This is a genomic window from Bartonella sp. CL436QHHD (assembly GCF_042195105.1).
Classification (GTDB): Bacteria; Pseudomonadota; Alphaproteobacteria; order Rhizobiales; family Rhizobiaceae; genus Bartonella.
In genome coordinates, this window is the sequence record NZ_JBHINR010000065.1 from 94,853 (window position 1) to 111,644 (window position 16,792).

11 protein-coding genes and 1 pseudogene are annotated in these 16,792 nt (G+C 35.3%); 5 read left to right on the forward strand and 7 right to left on the reverse strand.

Annotated features, from left to right (window positions below; translation table 11 throughout):
- The first annotated feature begins 63 nt into the window (after nt 1-63).
- Both miaA and ACFIKN_RS08015 read left to right on the forward strand, forming a co-directional pair.
- Complete coding sequence (gene miaA, locus ACFIKN_RS08010; protein ID WP_375658200.1) at nt 64-936, forward strand: tRNA (adenosine(37)-N6)-dimethylallyltransferase MiaA; 873 nt, start codon at nt 64-66, stop codon at nt 934-936.
- Nucleotides 937-1,206: 270 nt separating this feature from the next.
- Nucleotides 1,207-3,006, forward strand: a complete 1,800-nt coding sequence (locus ACFIKN_RS08015; RefSeq protein ID WP_375658201.1) for an acetolactate synthase 3 large subunit — start codon at nt 1,207-1,209, stop codon at nt 3,004-3,006.
- 1,149 nt (nt 3,007-4,155) lie between these two features.
- On the opposite strand, the gene ACFIKN_RS08020 is transcribed toward ACFIKN_RS08015, so the two are convergent.
- The 3 genes and pseudogenes from ACFIKN_RS08020 to ACFIKN_RS08030 all read right to left on the reverse strand — a co-directional run bounded on the left by ACFIKN_RS08020 (nt 4,156) and on the right by ACFIKN_RS08030 (nt 5,776).
- Nucleotides 4,156-4,515: a hypothetical protein gene (locus ACFIKN_RS08020; protein ID WP_375658202.1), complete on the reverse strand. Its 360-nt coding sequence runs from the start codon at nt 4,513-4,515 to the stop codon at nt 4,156-4,158.
- Between the two features lie 162 nt (nt 4,516-4,677).
- Nucleotides 4,678-4,779, reverse strand: a pseudogene (locus ACFIKN_RS08025) (integrase); the annotation flags it as partial.
- Between the two features lie 70 nt (nt 4,780-4,849).
- Nucleotides 4,850-5,776 (reverse strand): D-2-hydroxyacid dehydrogenase family protein, encoded by a 927-nt coding sequence (locus ACFIKN_RS08030; RefSeq protein WP_375658203.1) that lies wholly within the window; start codon nt 5,774-5,776, stop codon nt 4,850-4,852.
- Between the two features lie 957 nt (nt 5,777-6,733).
- On the opposite strand from ACFIKN_RS08030, the gene ACFIKN_RS08035 reads away from it, so the two are divergent.
- The 3 genes from ACFIKN_RS08035 (at nt 6,734) to ilvC (ending at nt 10,767) form a co-directional block, all read left to right on the forward strand.
- Complete coding sequence (locus ACFIKN_RS08035; RefSeq protein WP_375658204.1) at nt 6,734-7,855, forward strand: ATP-dependent RecD-like DNA helicase; 1,122 nt, start codon at nt 6,734-6,736, stop codon at nt 7,853-7,855.
- 85 nt (nt 7,856-7,940) lie between these two features.
- On the forward strand, nt 7,941-8,675 hold the full coding sequence (locus ACFIKN_RS08040; protein WP_273790748.1) for a pyridoxine 5'-phosphate synthase: 735 nt from the start codon (nt 7,941-7,943) through the stop codon (nt 8,673-8,675).
- A 1,072-nt stretch (nt 8,676-9,747) separates the two neighbouring features.
- A complete protein-coding gene (gene ilvC, locus ACFIKN_RS08045; protein WP_375631483.1) occupies nt 9,748-10,767 on the forward strand; it encodes a ketol-acid reductoisomerase in 1,020 nt (339 codons plus the stop codon).
- Between the two features lie 115 nt (nt 10,768-10,882).
- On the opposite strand, the gene ACFIKN_RS08050 is transcribed toward ilvC, so the two are convergent.
- The 4 genes from ACFIKN_RS08050 to ACFIKN_RS08065 form a co-directional block, all read right to left on the reverse strand.
- Nucleotides 10,883-12,274 (reverse strand): amino acid permease, encoded by a 1,392-nt coding sequence (locus tag ACFIKN_RS08050; protein ID WP_273790746.1) that lies wholly within the window; start codon nt 12,272-12,274, stop codon nt 10,883-10,885.
- A 1,015-nt stretch (nt 12,275-13,289) separates the two neighbouring features.
- Nucleotides 13,290-14,690, reverse strand: coding sequence for an amino acid permease (locus ACFIKN_RS08055; protein ID WP_273791432.1), 1,401 nt, complete (start codon nt 14,688-14,690; stop codon nt 13,290-13,292).
- A 794-nt stretch (nt 14,691-15,484) separates the two neighbouring features.
- On the reverse strand, nt 15,485-15,865 hold the full coding sequence (locus ACFIKN_RS08060; protein WP_375658205.1) for a LysE family translocator: 381 nt from the start codon (nt 15,863-15,865) through the stop codon (nt 15,485-15,487).
- Nucleotides 15,866-16,115: 250 nt separating this feature from the next.
- A complete protein-coding gene (locus ACFIKN_RS08065) occupies nt 16,116-16,724 on the reverse strand; it encodes a fumarylacetoacetate hydrolase family protein (RefSeq protein WP_375612032.1) in 609 nt (202 codons plus the stop codon).
- Between the last annotated feature and the right edge of the window lie 68 nt (nt 16,725-16,792).

A 16,792-nucleotide genomic window follows, 5' to 3' on the forward strand; every position in this document is an offset into this window, starting at 1 on the left:
GATAGTGGCTTTGGGGGTGTCTATATGTTGCAATAAGTTATTGATTGGGAGAAATTGCTATTCATGGTACAAAGAACAATTACATTGATAGCAGGGCCAACGGCAAGTGGGAAGTCAGAACTTGCCTTGCAAATGGCTCAAGAAAAGAATGCTCTCATTATTAATACTGATTCAATGCAGGTTTATGATGTTTTAAATATTTTAACGGCACGGCCGGGGGAGGCTGATACCGCGATTGTTCCCCATTATCTTTATGGTCATGTGAGTCCTACTGTGAACTATTCAGTAGGGCAATGGTTGTGTGATGTCGAGGAGCTATTGGCTACTTTTTCTTTAAGATCAGTTATTTTTGTTGGTGGAACAGGACTTTATTTTCGTGCTCTTTTAGAGGGGATTTCGGAAGTCCCTCATGTTCCAGATGTTGTGCGGCAGAAGTGGCGTTTGCTGCTTGATAAAGAGGGACCTGAAAGTCTTTATCGCCAGTTGTTGCAGATTGATGCTGTTGTTGCTGAAAAAATTTCTTCGCATGATAGACAGCGTATTGTCCGTGCTTTGGAAGTTTATGATGCAACCGGTAAGACGCTCAGTTGGTGGCAGAAACAAAAAACAACACCTCTCATTGCGCCGAATTTGACCGAAAAAATTCTTCTCATGCCACCACGTCCTCTGCTTTATGAACGTATTCATAAACGCTTGGATTCTATGATTGAAAGAGGAGCTTTAGAAGAAGTGGTGGTTATGAAAAAACTTAAACTTTCCCCTTCATTACCAGCAATGAAGGCTATTGGTATACCTGAGTTTATGGCTTATTTGGATGGATATAGAAGCTTTGAGAGTGCTCTTGAAGCGGTGAAAATACAAACGAGGAGATATGCAAAAAGACAAATGACATGGTTTCGTAATCAATTTGATGAAGAATGGATGCTTACTTTTTGATAAAAGAGCTGGAGCCTTGCAAAGAAACTTTCGAAAGATAAAAGATAATTCGTAAAAAAGAAATTTTTTAGAAAATATAATTTTTTATTGACGAATGGTATCAATGGAATTAGAAATCTGTCTACAAGGAATTTTTTATATATTTTATACGTTGGAATAATGGGGGGTGATCATACAGTATGTGTTGTGTAATGGGCTCCTTTGGGGGCTTTTTTTATGGGCTCCGTTAGGGGCTTTTTTATTGTCCTATAAAGTAGGTGAGTGGGAAAAATGAGAAATGATCCAAGAAAGCAAGAGAGTGCAGATGGAAAAATAATGTCGGGCGCTGAAATAGTGGTTCAGGCTCTTATAGATCAAGGCGTTGAACATATTTTTGGTTATCCTGGTGGGGCTGTTTTGCCTATTTTTGATGTTCTTTATCACCAAGATACACTCCAGCATATTTTGGTGCGCCATGAACAAGCCGCAGGGCATGCGGCTGAAGGCTATGCACGCAGCACAGGGAAGGTAGGGGTTATGCTTGTGACTTCTGGTCCAGGGGCAACGAATGCTGTGACACCTTTGCAAGATGCTCTTATGGATTCGATACCTCTTATTTGTTTTTCTGGGCAGGTGTCAACAACGGTGATTGGAACAAATGCTTTTCAAGAGGCTGATACAGTTGGAATTACAAAGCCTTGTACGAAGCGTAATTGGCTGGTTAAAAATGTCAATGATCTTGCGGCTATTATTCATGAAGCTTTTTCTCTTGCTCAATCAGGTCGTCCTGGGCCGGTTTTGATTGATATTCCTAAGGATGTTCAATTTGCTTCAGGACTTTATAGAGCACCTCAAGTTCAGGAGTCTTTACATTCTTTTCCATCGTTAAAAGGGAATATTAAGGCTATTGAATCTGCCGTTTCTCTTTTAGTTGAGGCAAAACGCCCTATTATTTATTCTGGTGGTGGTGTTATTTCATCGGGGATGAAAGCTATACAGCTTTTACGTAATTTGGTTCAATTGGGGGATTTTCCGATTACTTCAACATTAATGGGACTTGGTGCTTATCCTGCTTCCGGTAAAAATTGGCTTGGAATGCTTGGAATGCATGGAACCTATGAAGCTAATATGGCCATGCATGATTGTGATGTCATGTTAGCTGTTGGAGCACGATTTGATGATCGTATCACGGGGCGCCTTGATGCATTTGCACCTCATGCGCGTATTATTCATATTGATATTGATCCTTCTTCCATCAATAAAATTGTAAAAGCAGAAGTTCCAATTATTGGTGATGTGGCTTGTGTTTTAGGAGATATGACGCAACTCTTAAGAATACAGCAACCAGCGTTTAACAGTGAAGTCCGTGAGGCGTGGTGGACGCAAATTAACCGTTGGAAAGCTCGTAATTCATTGGCATATGCGGAGAAAAAAGATGTCATTATGCCGCAATATGCTCTTGAACGACTTTATGCTCTTACCAAAGATGCGAATGCTTATATTACAACGGATGTCGGGCAGCATCAGATGTGGGCAGCACAGTATTATCATTTTGATGAACCAAAACATTGGATGACTTCTGGTGGTCTTGGAACGATGGGGTATGGTCTTCCGGCCGCTATCGGTGTTCAAATAGCACATCCTGATGCGCTTGTTGTGTGTATTTCTGGTGATGCCTCCATTCAGATGAATATTCAAGAGCTTGCAACAGCTATTCAGCATGACACACCTGTAAAAATTTTCATTTTAAATAATCAGTATATGGGGATGGTTCGCCAGTGGCAGCAATTGCTGCATGGTAATCGTCTTTCTCATTCTTATACGGAATCTATGCCTGACTTTGTGAAATTGGCACAAGCTTATGGAGCCGTGGGAATTCATTGTTCAAAACCCGATGAACTTGATGATAAAATTCAGCAGATGATTGACTGTGATAAGCCTGTTCTTTTTGATTGTCGTGTTTATCATTTAGAAAACTGTTTTCCTATGATCCCATCGGGATGTGCTCATAATGAGATGTTATTACCCGATGAGGCAAGCGAAGAAGCTATTGCAAATGCTATTTCTTCCGAGGGAAAGATTCTTGTATAAAATTAATATGTTAACAAAATGGTGAAGGATAGTGATGATGAAGTCTTTGGAGTCTTCATCTCTGTCTCTTCTTTGTGGAGAGTTCCTATTATCCTTAGAGCTCATTTTATGATTTTCATTCTTTGTTTAAAGACATGGGGTGTATTATTATTTGTTCATCTAAAAAATGTTATAAGTCGTGTGCACAATTATGTTTGAATTTATTTGTACGCGATGTTTGTTTTTTTAATTCATATGTTCACATTAATAGCTATTTCGTTGCATTTTTTAGATAATACATTGAATTATCTGTTATAAATTAATTATGTTGTCTCATATATGAAAGATTCCATCGTGCAAGAAAAAATCCACTGTGCTTGAAGGGGGCAACCATGCAAACCGTCATACTTGTGAAAACAATAGAAAAGTTTGTCACTATGTTTTGGTTTCGCATTATGAAATTACTCCAAATCGCTTTTTCAAGGGCTTGATAGGGAAATCCCCCTAGCGGCTTGAAGGAAGGGAAAAAATAACAAAGATCAAATGCAGCCATAGAAAATCAATTGGCCACCATAGCTTATAATTAGGTAGTAACCTCATCTGATTATGCGGGAGAAACCTATACATATGAGATGTATCATCAATATATAAACCAGAATAATACTCAACATTATATCATTATCAGGACATTAACATTGAAAATCAAATACTCTTTCTTTTATTTGTTCTATATATCTATGATTCCATAAATCTGCAGAGACCAACACTCTTTGAATCCACCGCATTGGATTTTCATAACTATCAAATGATCCAAAAAACTTATCTCTAGAGTGTAGAGCCATTCTATTATCAATGTATAATAATCTTCCTTAGTGGTACATCAATTCCAAAAGATACAGCCTTAATAGCTTCATAAAAATGATCTAAAGCTTCCTTGGCTTTTTTGACTGTGGTTCTAACATGCCAGGATAAAAAACAGCGCTGATATCAGGGAATTCACTGTCCCTGTGAACTAGGGGCACTTTACTTGTAGAGATTACCCCATTTTTTCTCCATCTATAGGGAACATTAATTATATATAAATTATCCCTTAAGTTCCTCAAATCCTCCTCACTTAAAAGTTTTAAAGCTAGACGTGCATCAGATATTCTCGTTAACGGGCCATCAACATCATTGCGAACACCAGATAAAAGTATCCCCTTTAAGAGATAAATTTAAACCCGTTATAAATTTTAGTGCAGCATTTTCTGTATGAAAATCTAACTCAACTTCAGATCCTAATTCTGTATAATCTTTTTTATTATCCTCTAAAGGAAGCAGGTTATTTACTATATGTTCGCCTTCAAACTTAATTGAATAAGGCTCTCCGATCACTACAGAAAACATCATAATTAAATTTTCGCTAATATAGCCACTTTTACAAGACGCATCTAAATTATAAGGATTAGGTGACGTATTAATTTGTCTATCAACAGGAAGGTTTTTAAAGATTAAATATGGTCTAGGGGTAATAGACCCCTTTTTGTTCATAAGAATTGTCAATATTCTATGTGGTAGCAGCGAAAATGCTATTTTTTTAGCTCAACCGAATATTCAATACCACCGTATGGATACTCAATAATAATTAAGTCAATAAGTTATATTAATAGTGAGGGTTTTATTCGCTATTGATTCTATTACGTTTTTTTGCCTCTATTCCTCATCTTTTTGAAGTTTTTTTATAGCTTCAAGAGCGAGTTTTTTACGGTCTGCGCTCTTTGTGTAAAGAGATGACATGGCGTCATCTGTCCAGCCAATATGTGTCGTGCAAATTTGATAGGCTAGCGATATAAGATAAATTTTACAAACATTGGCTCAGCCGGCATTAAGCGCTCTTTATAAAAGACGCTATATTTTGGCAAGCTTTTTCAAAATAATTCTCAAAGCTTTCTTCAGTCACATAGCCCAGATGCGGTGTGCAAAGAACTCTATCTGATTGCAATAATTTGCTCTCATATACTGGCTCGCTGTCATAAACATCCAGTGCAAAGTAAGTTGAATTTTCCAAACTTAGTATTTTTTCTATCGCCCCTTTTTCAACCAAAGCTGAACGCGCTGTGTTGACAAAAATAGCATGAGGTTTCATGCTCAATAGATCATCTAATTTTATGATTTCTCTGGTTTTATCGCTTAAACGTAAATGGACGGATATAATGTCAGGACGTGTAAAAAATTCATCTTTTGAATGCGTAAAATGATAACCTAAATTTTTTGCTTCTTGCGTTGAACGCTCGCTCCCATAAACCAAAATGGACATGCCAAAAGCTTGAGCATATTGAGCAACCATTTTACCAATACGGCCAAACCCGAATATTCCAAGAGTAGCCCCTTTCATTTGGTTGCCAAATGTTGTTTGCCATCGCCCTTTTTTCATATCAGATACAGATTTACAGAGTTTTCTACGCGCAGACATAATTAAGAGCCACGCAAATTCAGCAGCAGAAGTTGGATCTCTACCACCGTCTAATATTTCAATTCCTAAGTCTCTACAAGTTTCTATATCAATATGTGAACCTATAGGGCCTGTTTGGCAGATTAATTTTAAATTTGGCAGTTTCAGGAGAAGATTTCTATCAACTATAGTCCGCTCTCTGATTAAGATAAGAATATCTATCTCTTTGAGCTTATCTTCTAAATCACATTCTTTAGCTAAATTATTTATAACCAGCACTTCATGCAATTTCATTAATTTTGTAATAGACTGTAATGTTAGGGTGGCTTTTTGATAGTCATCTGGAATTAATATTTTCAATTTAAACCTTCCGTTTCATTCATCAATATTTGAGCTCATTATTTCATTGTTATTTCTAGCAATAAGAATAGTATTAATCAGTTAGTTTTTATAAACTTTAAAACATTGCGACAAAAAGAAAAAGTTTGACTCAGTCGATGGAGAATTGCGCTTTTCTCATATTCTAGAGGACGAACCTGAAGTGCTACGCTGGACATGAAACCATGTCCCAGTTTTCTTATAATAGACTACCAAGAAGGCCATACTTACGAACCATATTTTATTGTTGAAACAGAAAAAGTTCCATATTTGTGCGAGATAAAGCGTGCTTCATATAAGCGTGATGTCTCTCTTTATTCGTTGAGATATAACATATTTGTAGCATGAAGAGTAAATTTATTAAAATCATGATAAGAGGGAAATAGGAACCTTATAGGTGTATCATCATAGGATTAAGTCGTTTTGTTGAGAGCTATTTCTATTTTTGCCAAAAGGTTTTTGATATATTTATTATTATTTCGTAATAGTGGATGTACTTTATTTTTTATGTGCAAGAAAGCTGATTGATTGTGTAAAATAGCGTTCAAAAATTACATTATTCTTATCCTGTTAAGGACATTTTTTCTAGTGAGGGTTTTGCAATTGCAATGCTCTTTTTCTCATTCTAAATTTTGGTTAGAAAAAGCGTATAGAGGTGTTATTTTAAATTTAAGATATGCATCTTCCATTGTTGGTGTTACTGTTGTAAAAAATGATATTTTATTTGATACGCATAAAGTGTTACCAAGAAGATCGATGTATAGATAAAATTTAGATTGTTACAATATCTTGAAAAAGCAATGGGTAAATAATTGATAATTGTGCTACGAAAGTTGTTAGATGGGCGTGTATCAGCAATTCTTAATAAAAAATTTTTTCTTGATAGTCGTTTTTTTTCAAAATACTGCTCTTTTTATGCAAAACTTATGTTGGTAAGCTATGCAGTTTTCACGGGAACAGGATAATGCATTGAAGGCTGTTGCCGCGTGGTTGAAGGAAGGGCGTTCTCCTCTTTTTCGCCTTTTTGGCTATGCGGGGACGGGTAAGACGACGCTTGCGCGCTATTTTGCAGAAACAGTTGATGGTTCTGTTCAGTTTGCTGCTTTTACAGGGAAGGCGGCGCAGGTTTTACGTTCTAAAGGTGCAAGCAATGCTTGTACGATTCATTCGCTGATTTATTGTCCACGTGGTGAAGAGGAAGTTTCCGATGAAATAACAGGAAAAAAGTCTATCGCTCCAACATTTACATTAAATCGAAGAAGTGCTGCTGCACAAGCTAAACTCATTATTGTTGATGAGTGTTCGATGGTCGATGAAAAATTGGCGCGTGATTTAATGAGTTTTCGGACGCCAATTCTTGTTCTTGGTGATCCAGGCCAATTGCCTCCTATATCAGGTGGAGGATTTTTTTCCAGTGGAGAACCAGATTTTCTTCTTTCAGAAATTCATCGGCAAGCGCGAGATAATCCGATTATACGTCTTGCTATGGACGTGCGTGAAGGACGCGATATTGCTTATGGTGACTATGGAGAAGCTTGTGTTGTTACACGTAAAGAGGTCAATCAACAATTGGTTTTGGATGCTGATCAGGTATTGGTGGGGGTTAATCGTACGCGCTACCTTTATAATCAGCGTTTGCGTGTGTTAAAAGGATTTACAGCAGATTATCCGCAAGCAGGAGATAAGCTGGTGTGTTTGCGAAATGATCCTATTAAAGGTTTGTTGAATGGCTCTTTATGGAAGGTGATGACTTCACAGAAGGAGACAGTTAAACCGAGTATTAATCTTCTTGTTAAACCAGAAGAAAGTGAGCGTGGGGTAGCAAAGATTAAACTTTTAAAAGCAGCGTTTGAAAACTCTGATCAAGAAATTTCATGGCAATTAAAAAAGCGATATGATGATTTTGATTATGGGTATGCATTAACGGTTCATAAGGCGCAAGGTTCTCAATGGAATAATGTCGTTTTGTTTGATGAAAGTTTTGCATTTCGTGATATGTATGCGCGCTGGCTTTATACGGGAATTACGCGCGCAGCAGAACGTTTAATGATTGTTCGATAGAAAAAAATATGTATATCATCTAAGTTTCAGATGGAAAATGCCTTTTTTCTATCTTGTTACACACTATAAAAAAATGGAAATGGGCATGGCGGTAAAACTTTCGGTTAATCTTAATGCTGTTGCTGTTTTGCGTAATCGACGTAATCTTCCGTGGCCAAGTATAACGAATATTGGGCATATAGCGCTTGCTGCTGGAGCAGCAGGTTTGACGGTTCATCCACGCCCTGATGAAAGGCATATTCGTTTTGCGGATTTGCCAGATATATACTGTTTAATCAAGAACGCTTTTCCTACAGCTGAGTTTAATATTGAAGGTTATCCCAGTGATCAATTTTTAGATATCGCTGAAAACTACGCGGATCAGATTACCCTTGTTCCTGATGATCCAGATCAGTCAACGTCTGATCATGGTTGGAATTTTGCTCATGATGCAGAATTTTTAGCACCTATTATTCAGAATTTAAAAAAAAGAAAGATTCGTGTATCCCTTTTTGCTAACCCTACTGTCGATGGTCTTGATATTGCTAAAGCAATGGGTGCTGATCGTGTGGAATTTTACACGGGACCTTACGGTGGTGCATTTCAGGACAAAATAAAACAAGTTCAAGAGCTCAATAAACTTGTTTTAGCAGCAAGAAGAGCAAAAGAGTTGCAGTTAGGTATGAATGCAGGGCATGATCTAACAATTATGAATCTTCCTGCTCTTGTCAAAAAGATTCCTTGGCTTGATGAAGTTTCTATTGGCCATGGGCTCATTGCTGATGCGTTGGAGTATGGAATGCATGAGACTGTTCAGCGTTTTATCCGGTTATTATCGTAACCTTTTTTCTCTATAAAAATTGGAAGAGAAATTTTTATAGAGGTTTGTCAATTTATCTTAAAAAACAATTTTATACATGTTGAGATAAGTAGCACTATTAGCATACATTATAAAATATTCTATTTTCCTCTGTTTATTGGTAGCTTTCTATTTTTTGTGTTTTTTAGGGTATGAAATGCTTTTTTATATACCATCCATTATGAGGAAATTTTACCAAATCTACTTACTATAATTTCTTTGAAGGGAGAAGAAATAGGGTTTTGAAAGTATTTCCATTATAAAGGAGTGCGTAGGATTTTAATGGATCAATACACAAATTTTCTTGATATTTGAGCTCATTTTCGGGTTATCTGTAAATAGTATAACGTAAAATCTCCTTATGAGTAAGCTTAATGCAATAGGAGCTGTTAAATAGAATGATGATATCGACTTGTAGCTTTATGAAGTAAAGAGAGTGGTGTGCAATAAATCTTAGACTATTATAGGGGATTCTTGAAAAGGGCTCGAGCATATTAAAATTTTTTTATAAGGCGCCATAAATGGATAACATAATGGCCGTATGGGGGTGTTCTTTTTTGCGTGAGAAGCGTGGATATTAAAGAACGTAAAAAGTAAAAACATCCTCTCTATTATTCTAAAGATATTGTTGTATATGCTTTTGAAGGTTGTATTAAAACAATACTTGTTATTTTGTAATTTTTCTTGCTATCCATATTGATTTGGTTCATGTTAAAAATTGTATGTTGTATCTTAATTTTTAGAATATAGCGTTTTGTTGCACGATAGAAGAGTAGAATATTAGCTAAATTTTCTTTAGAAATCTTATTTTGTGTAATTATTATTTTTGTAGAATAGCAGTTGAAGTTATTTGGGGATCTGTATATGTTTTAGGAATGTTTGGGGATTACAGTTTTTTCTATGCAATATGTAAACTTTAAAATTATTCAATTGCTGTGTTTTTATAAGCGGTGTTTTTTGTCTTTATAAGTGTGTGATGCACTAAAGATAATGTTTCTTATTTAATAAAAATAATCTGAAATCCAGTTTAAATAGAGAAAGAAGGAATTTTTTTATGCGTGTTTATTATGATCGTGATGCGGATGTTAATCTCATTAAAGGGAAAAAAGTAGCCATTGTTGGTTATGGTTCTCAAGGGCGTGCGCACGCTTTAAACTTGAAAGATTCCGGTGTTAAAAATGTGCAAATAGCTTTGCGTTCAGGGTCGGAAACAGTTAAAAAGGCTATGGCCGATGGTTTTGAAGTGGTGAGTGTTGCTGAAGCAGCAAAATGGGCAGATCTCATCATGATGGCAACACCAGATGAATTGCAAGCTGATATTTATAAGGAACATATTCATGATCATTTACGCGACGGGGCAGCAATTGCTTTTGCTCATGGTTTAAGTATTCATTTTGGCTTGATTGAACCTAAAAAAAACGTTGATATTGTGATGATTGCTCCTAAAGGTCCAGGTCATACAGTTCGTAATGAATACCAACGGGGTTGTGGTGTTCCTTGTTTAATAGCGGTGGCGCAAGATGCTTCAGGGCATGCACATAATGTAGCATTGTCTTATGCATGTGGACTTGGTGGTGGACGTGCTGGGGTGATTGAAACAACATTTAAAGAAGAGTGCGAAACTGATCTTTTTGGTGAACAAGCGGTTCTTTGTGGTGGTCTTGTTGAATTGATTCGAGCAGGTTATGAAACACTAACGGAAGCAGGTTATGCACCGGAAATGGCTTATTTTGAGTGTTTGCATGAGGTTAAACTGATTGTTGATCTCATGTATGAAGGGGGCATTGCAAATATGAATTATTCGATTTCTAATACAGCTGAATGGGGTGAATATATGTCTGGTCCACGTGTGATTACGGATAAAACCAGAGCAGAAATGAAACGTATATTGAAAGATATTCAAACGGGTAAATTTACATCGAATTGGATTCAAGAATATAAAGCTGGTGCTGCTCATTTTAAAAGTATGCGGCGTTTAAATGATAATCATCCTATTGAAGAAGTTGGTAAAAAACTTCGTTCTATGATGCCTTGGATAAAATCGAATGCTTTGGTTGATAAAGAGCGTAATTGAAGATTCTACAGAGATATTTTGTCAATAGCTTTTATAATTTTATAGATAAATATCAAAAAAGGGTAACTTTAGTTACCCTTTTTTATATGTTTTTTTGTAATATAAGCTTTATTTTTTAATTTTTTGCATAATTCTTTTTCCCAAAAAGAAAGTATACAATTCCTAAAAATATGAACCATGCTGGAGTGTATTTTAAAGCTATGGCAGTGTCAGCTTCTAATGACAGTAAATAGATAATGAATGCAAAGAAAACAAGAAGCGCCCAACACATAACAACACCTCCTGGCATTTTATAAGGAGAGACAGTATGCTGGAGAGGACGATTGCGGCGATAGATGATATAGCTGATCAAAATGATAGACCATACAAATATAAACAAAGTTGCGGCAATTGTCGTAACAATTGTAAAAGCAGCTATGAGTGTTTGAGATAACGATACAACGGCATAACCAAATAAGATGCATATACATGAAAAGAATAATGCGTTGGCTGGAACGTGGTTACGAGAAAGTTTTCCTAAAAATTTAGGAGCACCTTTTTGTGTTGCTAGCCCATATATCATACGGCTGGTAGAAAAAATTCCACTATTTGCTGAAGATGCGGCAGCTGTGAGGACAACAAAGTTCATCAAACCTGCAGCAGTTGGAATACCAATAAGTGCATACATTGTTACAAATGGGCTTTTTTCTGGACTGATTTGATCCCACGGCGTCACAGACATAATCACAAGAAGAGAGAATATATAAAAGAATACAATGCGGATTGGTATTGAATTAACAGCCTGTGGTAAAGCTTTTTGAGGCTCTTTTACTTCAGCAGCAGCTGTTCCAGCGAGTTCAATGCCAACAAAAGCAAAAATAACAATTTGAAATCCAGCAAAAAAGCCTGTAATTCCTCGCGGAAAAATATTCCCACCGTTCCATATATGGCTAAGAGAAGCAACCGTACCGTTTGGAGAGACAAAACCGGTAAAGATCATATAAAATCCTACAACGATTAGGACTAGAATTGCTACGATTTTGATAAAACCAAACCAAAACTCAAGTTCGCCAAATAGTTTTACGGCGACGAGGTTAAGAATTAAAAAGGACATAAGACCAATTATAACAGGAATCCACGGATTGAGCTCAGGCCACCAAAAGTGTGTGTAAGTGACAATAGCAATAATTTCAGCAGTTCCAGTGACAATCCAACACAACCAATATGTCCAGCCGATAAAGAATCCGGCACATGGCCCTAGAAGATCGGTTGAGAAGTCAATAAAAGATCGGTATTGTGTATTAGAAAGCAATAACTCTCCCATAGCACGCATGACAAAGTATAGAGCACAACCAATAATTGCATAAACGAGTAGAATTGAGGGGCCTGCTACACTGATTGTTTTTCCTGATCCCATGAAGAGACCTGTTCCAATCGCTCCACCAAGGGCTATAAGTTGTATGTGTCGGTTATGTAGTCCACGTTGCAATTTCTTCTTAGGTTTTTTTTCTAAATTTTGTTTGTTCATTTTTGGGGAGTTCTCCTTAGTTATTTTTAAATAAAAATTACCCTAAAAAAGGTAATTCCTTCTATCGGAACACGCTATGGTTAAGGAGTAAAGGAATTTTTTTCTATGACTATATGTGAATAAAGCAAAAACATTATTAACTAATGGAATAATTATTTTATATATAAGAAACAAAAGATAAATTGTATTATATTTTTTTGATTTTTTATGTTTTATACATAATTTATATATATAATATATAATATAATTTATATTATATATTATTATTATTTGTATATAAATAATAATTTATATTTATGTATATTTATTTATAGCAATTTATTGTATAAATATCTTTATATTTAAAATTATTTATTAATGTAGATTTTTATATATAGAAAAATATAAATAAAATTGTAAATTTATTAAATATAAAACTTTATATATAAAGAAAATAAGTTTAAGTAGTTAAACTATTATTTAAAATATGAAAAAACATATTTAAAATTTATCTTTAAGTATTTATATTTAAAATTTATTACAAATAGAAAAATATTTTCATAGAATCTTTTTTTATTGCAGATAGCTATTAAGATATATTCTGTTTAGAGCTATATTTTTAATTTTGATAAAAAATTGAATATAAATTTTTTTTGGGGGGGAAGTTTTAGATAAAATCTCATGTTTTATTAGTAAACAATGTCAGTGAAGTTTATAGAGAATTCTTTACAGAATAGCTCGTTCTTATCCTATTATACAGTAAAGTACTGTTGTGTAGAGTAGTGATATAAAGCATATAACATTTTACACATTAAGTATTTTTAGAATGGGTGGTGAGTGTTCAGGGCAGGGCTAGCCCATAGAGCCTTATGTAGGTGAACCATATAAATGATCAGCAGCATTCCCCCTTAATAAGCCGGATTGTTTACAAACCGGTGCCGGTAGGAATCGTCGTTTTTTGATGTTTGGGGAGGAGGTTAAGTAGAAAAAGGGTAATTAAAATTACCCTTTTTTGAGATGTTTTTATGTATAGACTTTATTTGTTACCTTGAGTTATTTTTTTCTTTACAAACATAAAATACATTATACCCAAGAAAACAAACCAGAATATACTATATTTTAAGGCTAGTAGAGTATCAGCTTCTAATGTCAACAAATAGAGCATGAAAACAAAGAAAACTAAAATTATCCCACACATGACAACACCTCCTGGCATTTTATAAATGGATTCAGCGTGTAGATGAGGGCGATTGCGACGATACACAATATAGCTAATCAAAATTACAGACCATACGAATAAAAATGCAATAGCTGAAATGCTTGTCACAATTGTAAAAGCACTTATGAGGCTTGGAGAGAGTGAGGCAATTGTATACCCTATTAAAATACATAAACAGGAAAAGAATAGAGCATTGGCTGGAACATGGTATCTGGAAAGTTTACCTAAAATTGGAGGGGCACCTTTTTGTGTTGCAAGCCCATATATCATACGGCTGGTAGAAAAAATACCACTATTTGCTGAAGAGGCAGCTGAGGTGATAACGACAAAGTTTACCAAGCCAGCAGCTATCGGAATGCCTGCAAGCCAAAACATCGAGACAAAGGGGCTTTTATCTGGAACAATTTGATCCCAAGGTGTGACAGACATAATTACAGCGAGAGAAAAAATGTAAAAGAGTACAATACGGACCGGTATTGCATTAATTGCTTTGGGGAGAACTTTTTTAGGTTCTTTTACTTCAGCAGCGGTTGTTCCAGCAATTTCTATACCAACAAAAGAAAAAATGGCAATTTGAAATCCAGCAAAAAAACCTGTCATTCCTCGCGGAAAGATATTGCCATCGTTCCATACGTGATTGAGAGAAGCAACCGTACCATTGGGAGAGGTAAAGCCCGTAACGATCATATAAAATCCCACAACAATTAATGCTAAAATTGCGACGACTTTGATAAGACCAAACCAGAATTCAAGTTCACCGAATAGTTTCACGGCAAAGAGGTTAAAGATTAAAAAGACACTAATGCAGGTAAAAACGGTAAACCATGGATTGAGTGTTGGCCACCAAAAGTTCATATAAGTGATGATGGCAATAATGTCAGCAGCTCCAGTTACAACCCAGCTCAACCAATAGCTCCAGCCAACAAAGAAAGCTATTCCCGGTCCTAGCATATCGGTTGAAAAATCAATAAGAGATCGGTATTGTGAATTAGAAAGCAACAATTCTCCCATAGCACGCATGACAAAGTATAGAGCAAAACCGATAATAGCATAAACGAGTATGATGGAAGGACCTGCTACACTAATTGTTTTTCCTGCCCCCATGAAGAGACCTGTTCCAATAGCACCACCAATGGCTATAAGTTGTACATGTCGGTTGTGTAGTCCACGCTGCAACTTATTCTGAGAATTATCTTTTAAATTTTGTTTGTAGCTCATTTTTTGGGGGTTCCCTTTAATTATTTTGAGATTAAATTACACTAAAAAAGCATTATTTCGTATCGAAGCATGATATAAATGAGGTGTAAAGGAAAAAAACGTTTTTTATGATTTTGTGTGGATAAAGAAAAGAATATGTTTTAGGAATATGCTTTTGAAAAAAGAGAATGTTGTCCTCTTAAATAACGTAACAGATATTTGAATAGGGAGCTTTTTTTGTTATTAATAACAAATAAATTGTTCATTAAAAGACGTGGGGCTTTTAAAATTATTTCAGAAAGTTGTCAGGAGTTTTTATAATTTTTTGAAACTTATTATTTGTAATCAGTGCATTATTTATTATTATTCATAATGGTGAGAGTTTTACTTTTTGCTCAAATAGCACTCGAGAGTTCTCATCTTAGTTTAAGAAACAATTTTTAATGGAAAATTAAAATGATTTTTAAAATCATTTTTTTGTTTGTATGGTGCTATCATAAATCAAAAAGTTACTTTTGTTTCATAAACGAAAAGAGGAATATCATAGCTTATTTTTTAAAAGTGATGAATAAGGATTTTGTTTAGATATTGGTAACATTTTATAAAATGTTGCGAGAAACTCACATTGTTTACACAAAGTTTACACAAACGTCCTTGAGAGTATGATAAAGAAATGCAACGTAATTCAGTTATATAAAGAAAAAAAGAACTGGGGATTGTATAAGCTCTGTTAGAGATTGAGCTATTCATAGTGAGAGACAGAATCAGGAAAAGATTGCTCTATTAACTTTACAATTTGTTATCAAAAGATAAAACTATCCAAAGAAAATGAAAAAAGAAAACAGAGATAAAACTGTTCCTGTCGCAATGTTAATCGAGCCTTTTACCCGCTGCTTTTTTAAGGCGGTACTGGCAAATGATATAAAAATGGTCATTAAAGTAAACCATGCAAAGATGTTGAAAGAATGTATTGTGACAAGTTCAAAACCTTTTTTAATGCTACCTCCAGAAGCTAAGAATTTTGGAAAAGCTGCTATGTAAAATATAGATACTTTGGGGTTTAGTATTTGTGTCAGAAAACCGTCCATATAGCTGGTTAAAAGCTTTGTTTCACTCGTAGCATGCTTTTCATTCGTTGAACTTCTTTCTTTTGAATTTAAGCTGTGTATTCCAGATTTAATTGATTTAAAGCCCATGTATAATAAATAGCTGCTACCTATGAGTTTTACTAAAAAAAAACAGCGTTTTGTTGTTGAGAATGAGCGCTGATACACCTAGGTGTGGAAAATGCCCCATGCACATATGTTGCTGTACACAATCCTAAAACGTTTACAAATGCGTTCTTTCTTCCCAATCTCGTTGCATTATCGATGATAAGGGCCATATTCGGCCCCGGTGAGATGACTAAAAAAAATGAAACAATGAAAAAGGTCAGTATTTGATGATTCATTTTACTTTTAGCTCTGAAATTAATTGATTTTCGAGATACAATTCTATTCTGTCAAACTGAGAAAGTTTTCCGACACCCTGTGGAGTGCCTGTGTATATGAGATCACCACGTCTTAGCTGAATGTAGTGACTTAAAAATGAGATTATCTTCTCAAAGTTAAAGATCATATTTTTCGTATTGCCAACTTGTCTTGTTTCGCCATTTAACTTCATTGCAAAGGTTATTGGGTTGTTTATTTTTTCCTTGTTTATGAAGTCAGAGACGTATGCGGCGCCTTTAAATCCTTTCGATAAAAGCCAAGGAAGCTTTTTTTCTTTCAGTTTTGTTTGCAAATCCCGCGCGGTGAGATCAAGACCTATTGCTACGGCATCATAGCATTCTTCTGCTTCTTCCTCCATGATCATGAAAGCGTCCTTTGAGATTTTGAGCACAATTTCGGTTTCAAAATGTATTTCTTTGGAAAAATTAGGGAGATAAATTTCATTGCCTAAAACGAGTGAACTTTTTGGCTTGCTAAAGATAACGGGTTCATCTTCAACAACATTACCTAGTTCATGAACATGTTCAACATAATTGTATCCAACACAGTAGATGTCATTTATCATGGGAGCCCTCCAAATTTTTCATTTTCTCTTTGTATAGGCAAGAGAAAACTTTGCAAACAACATTTTTT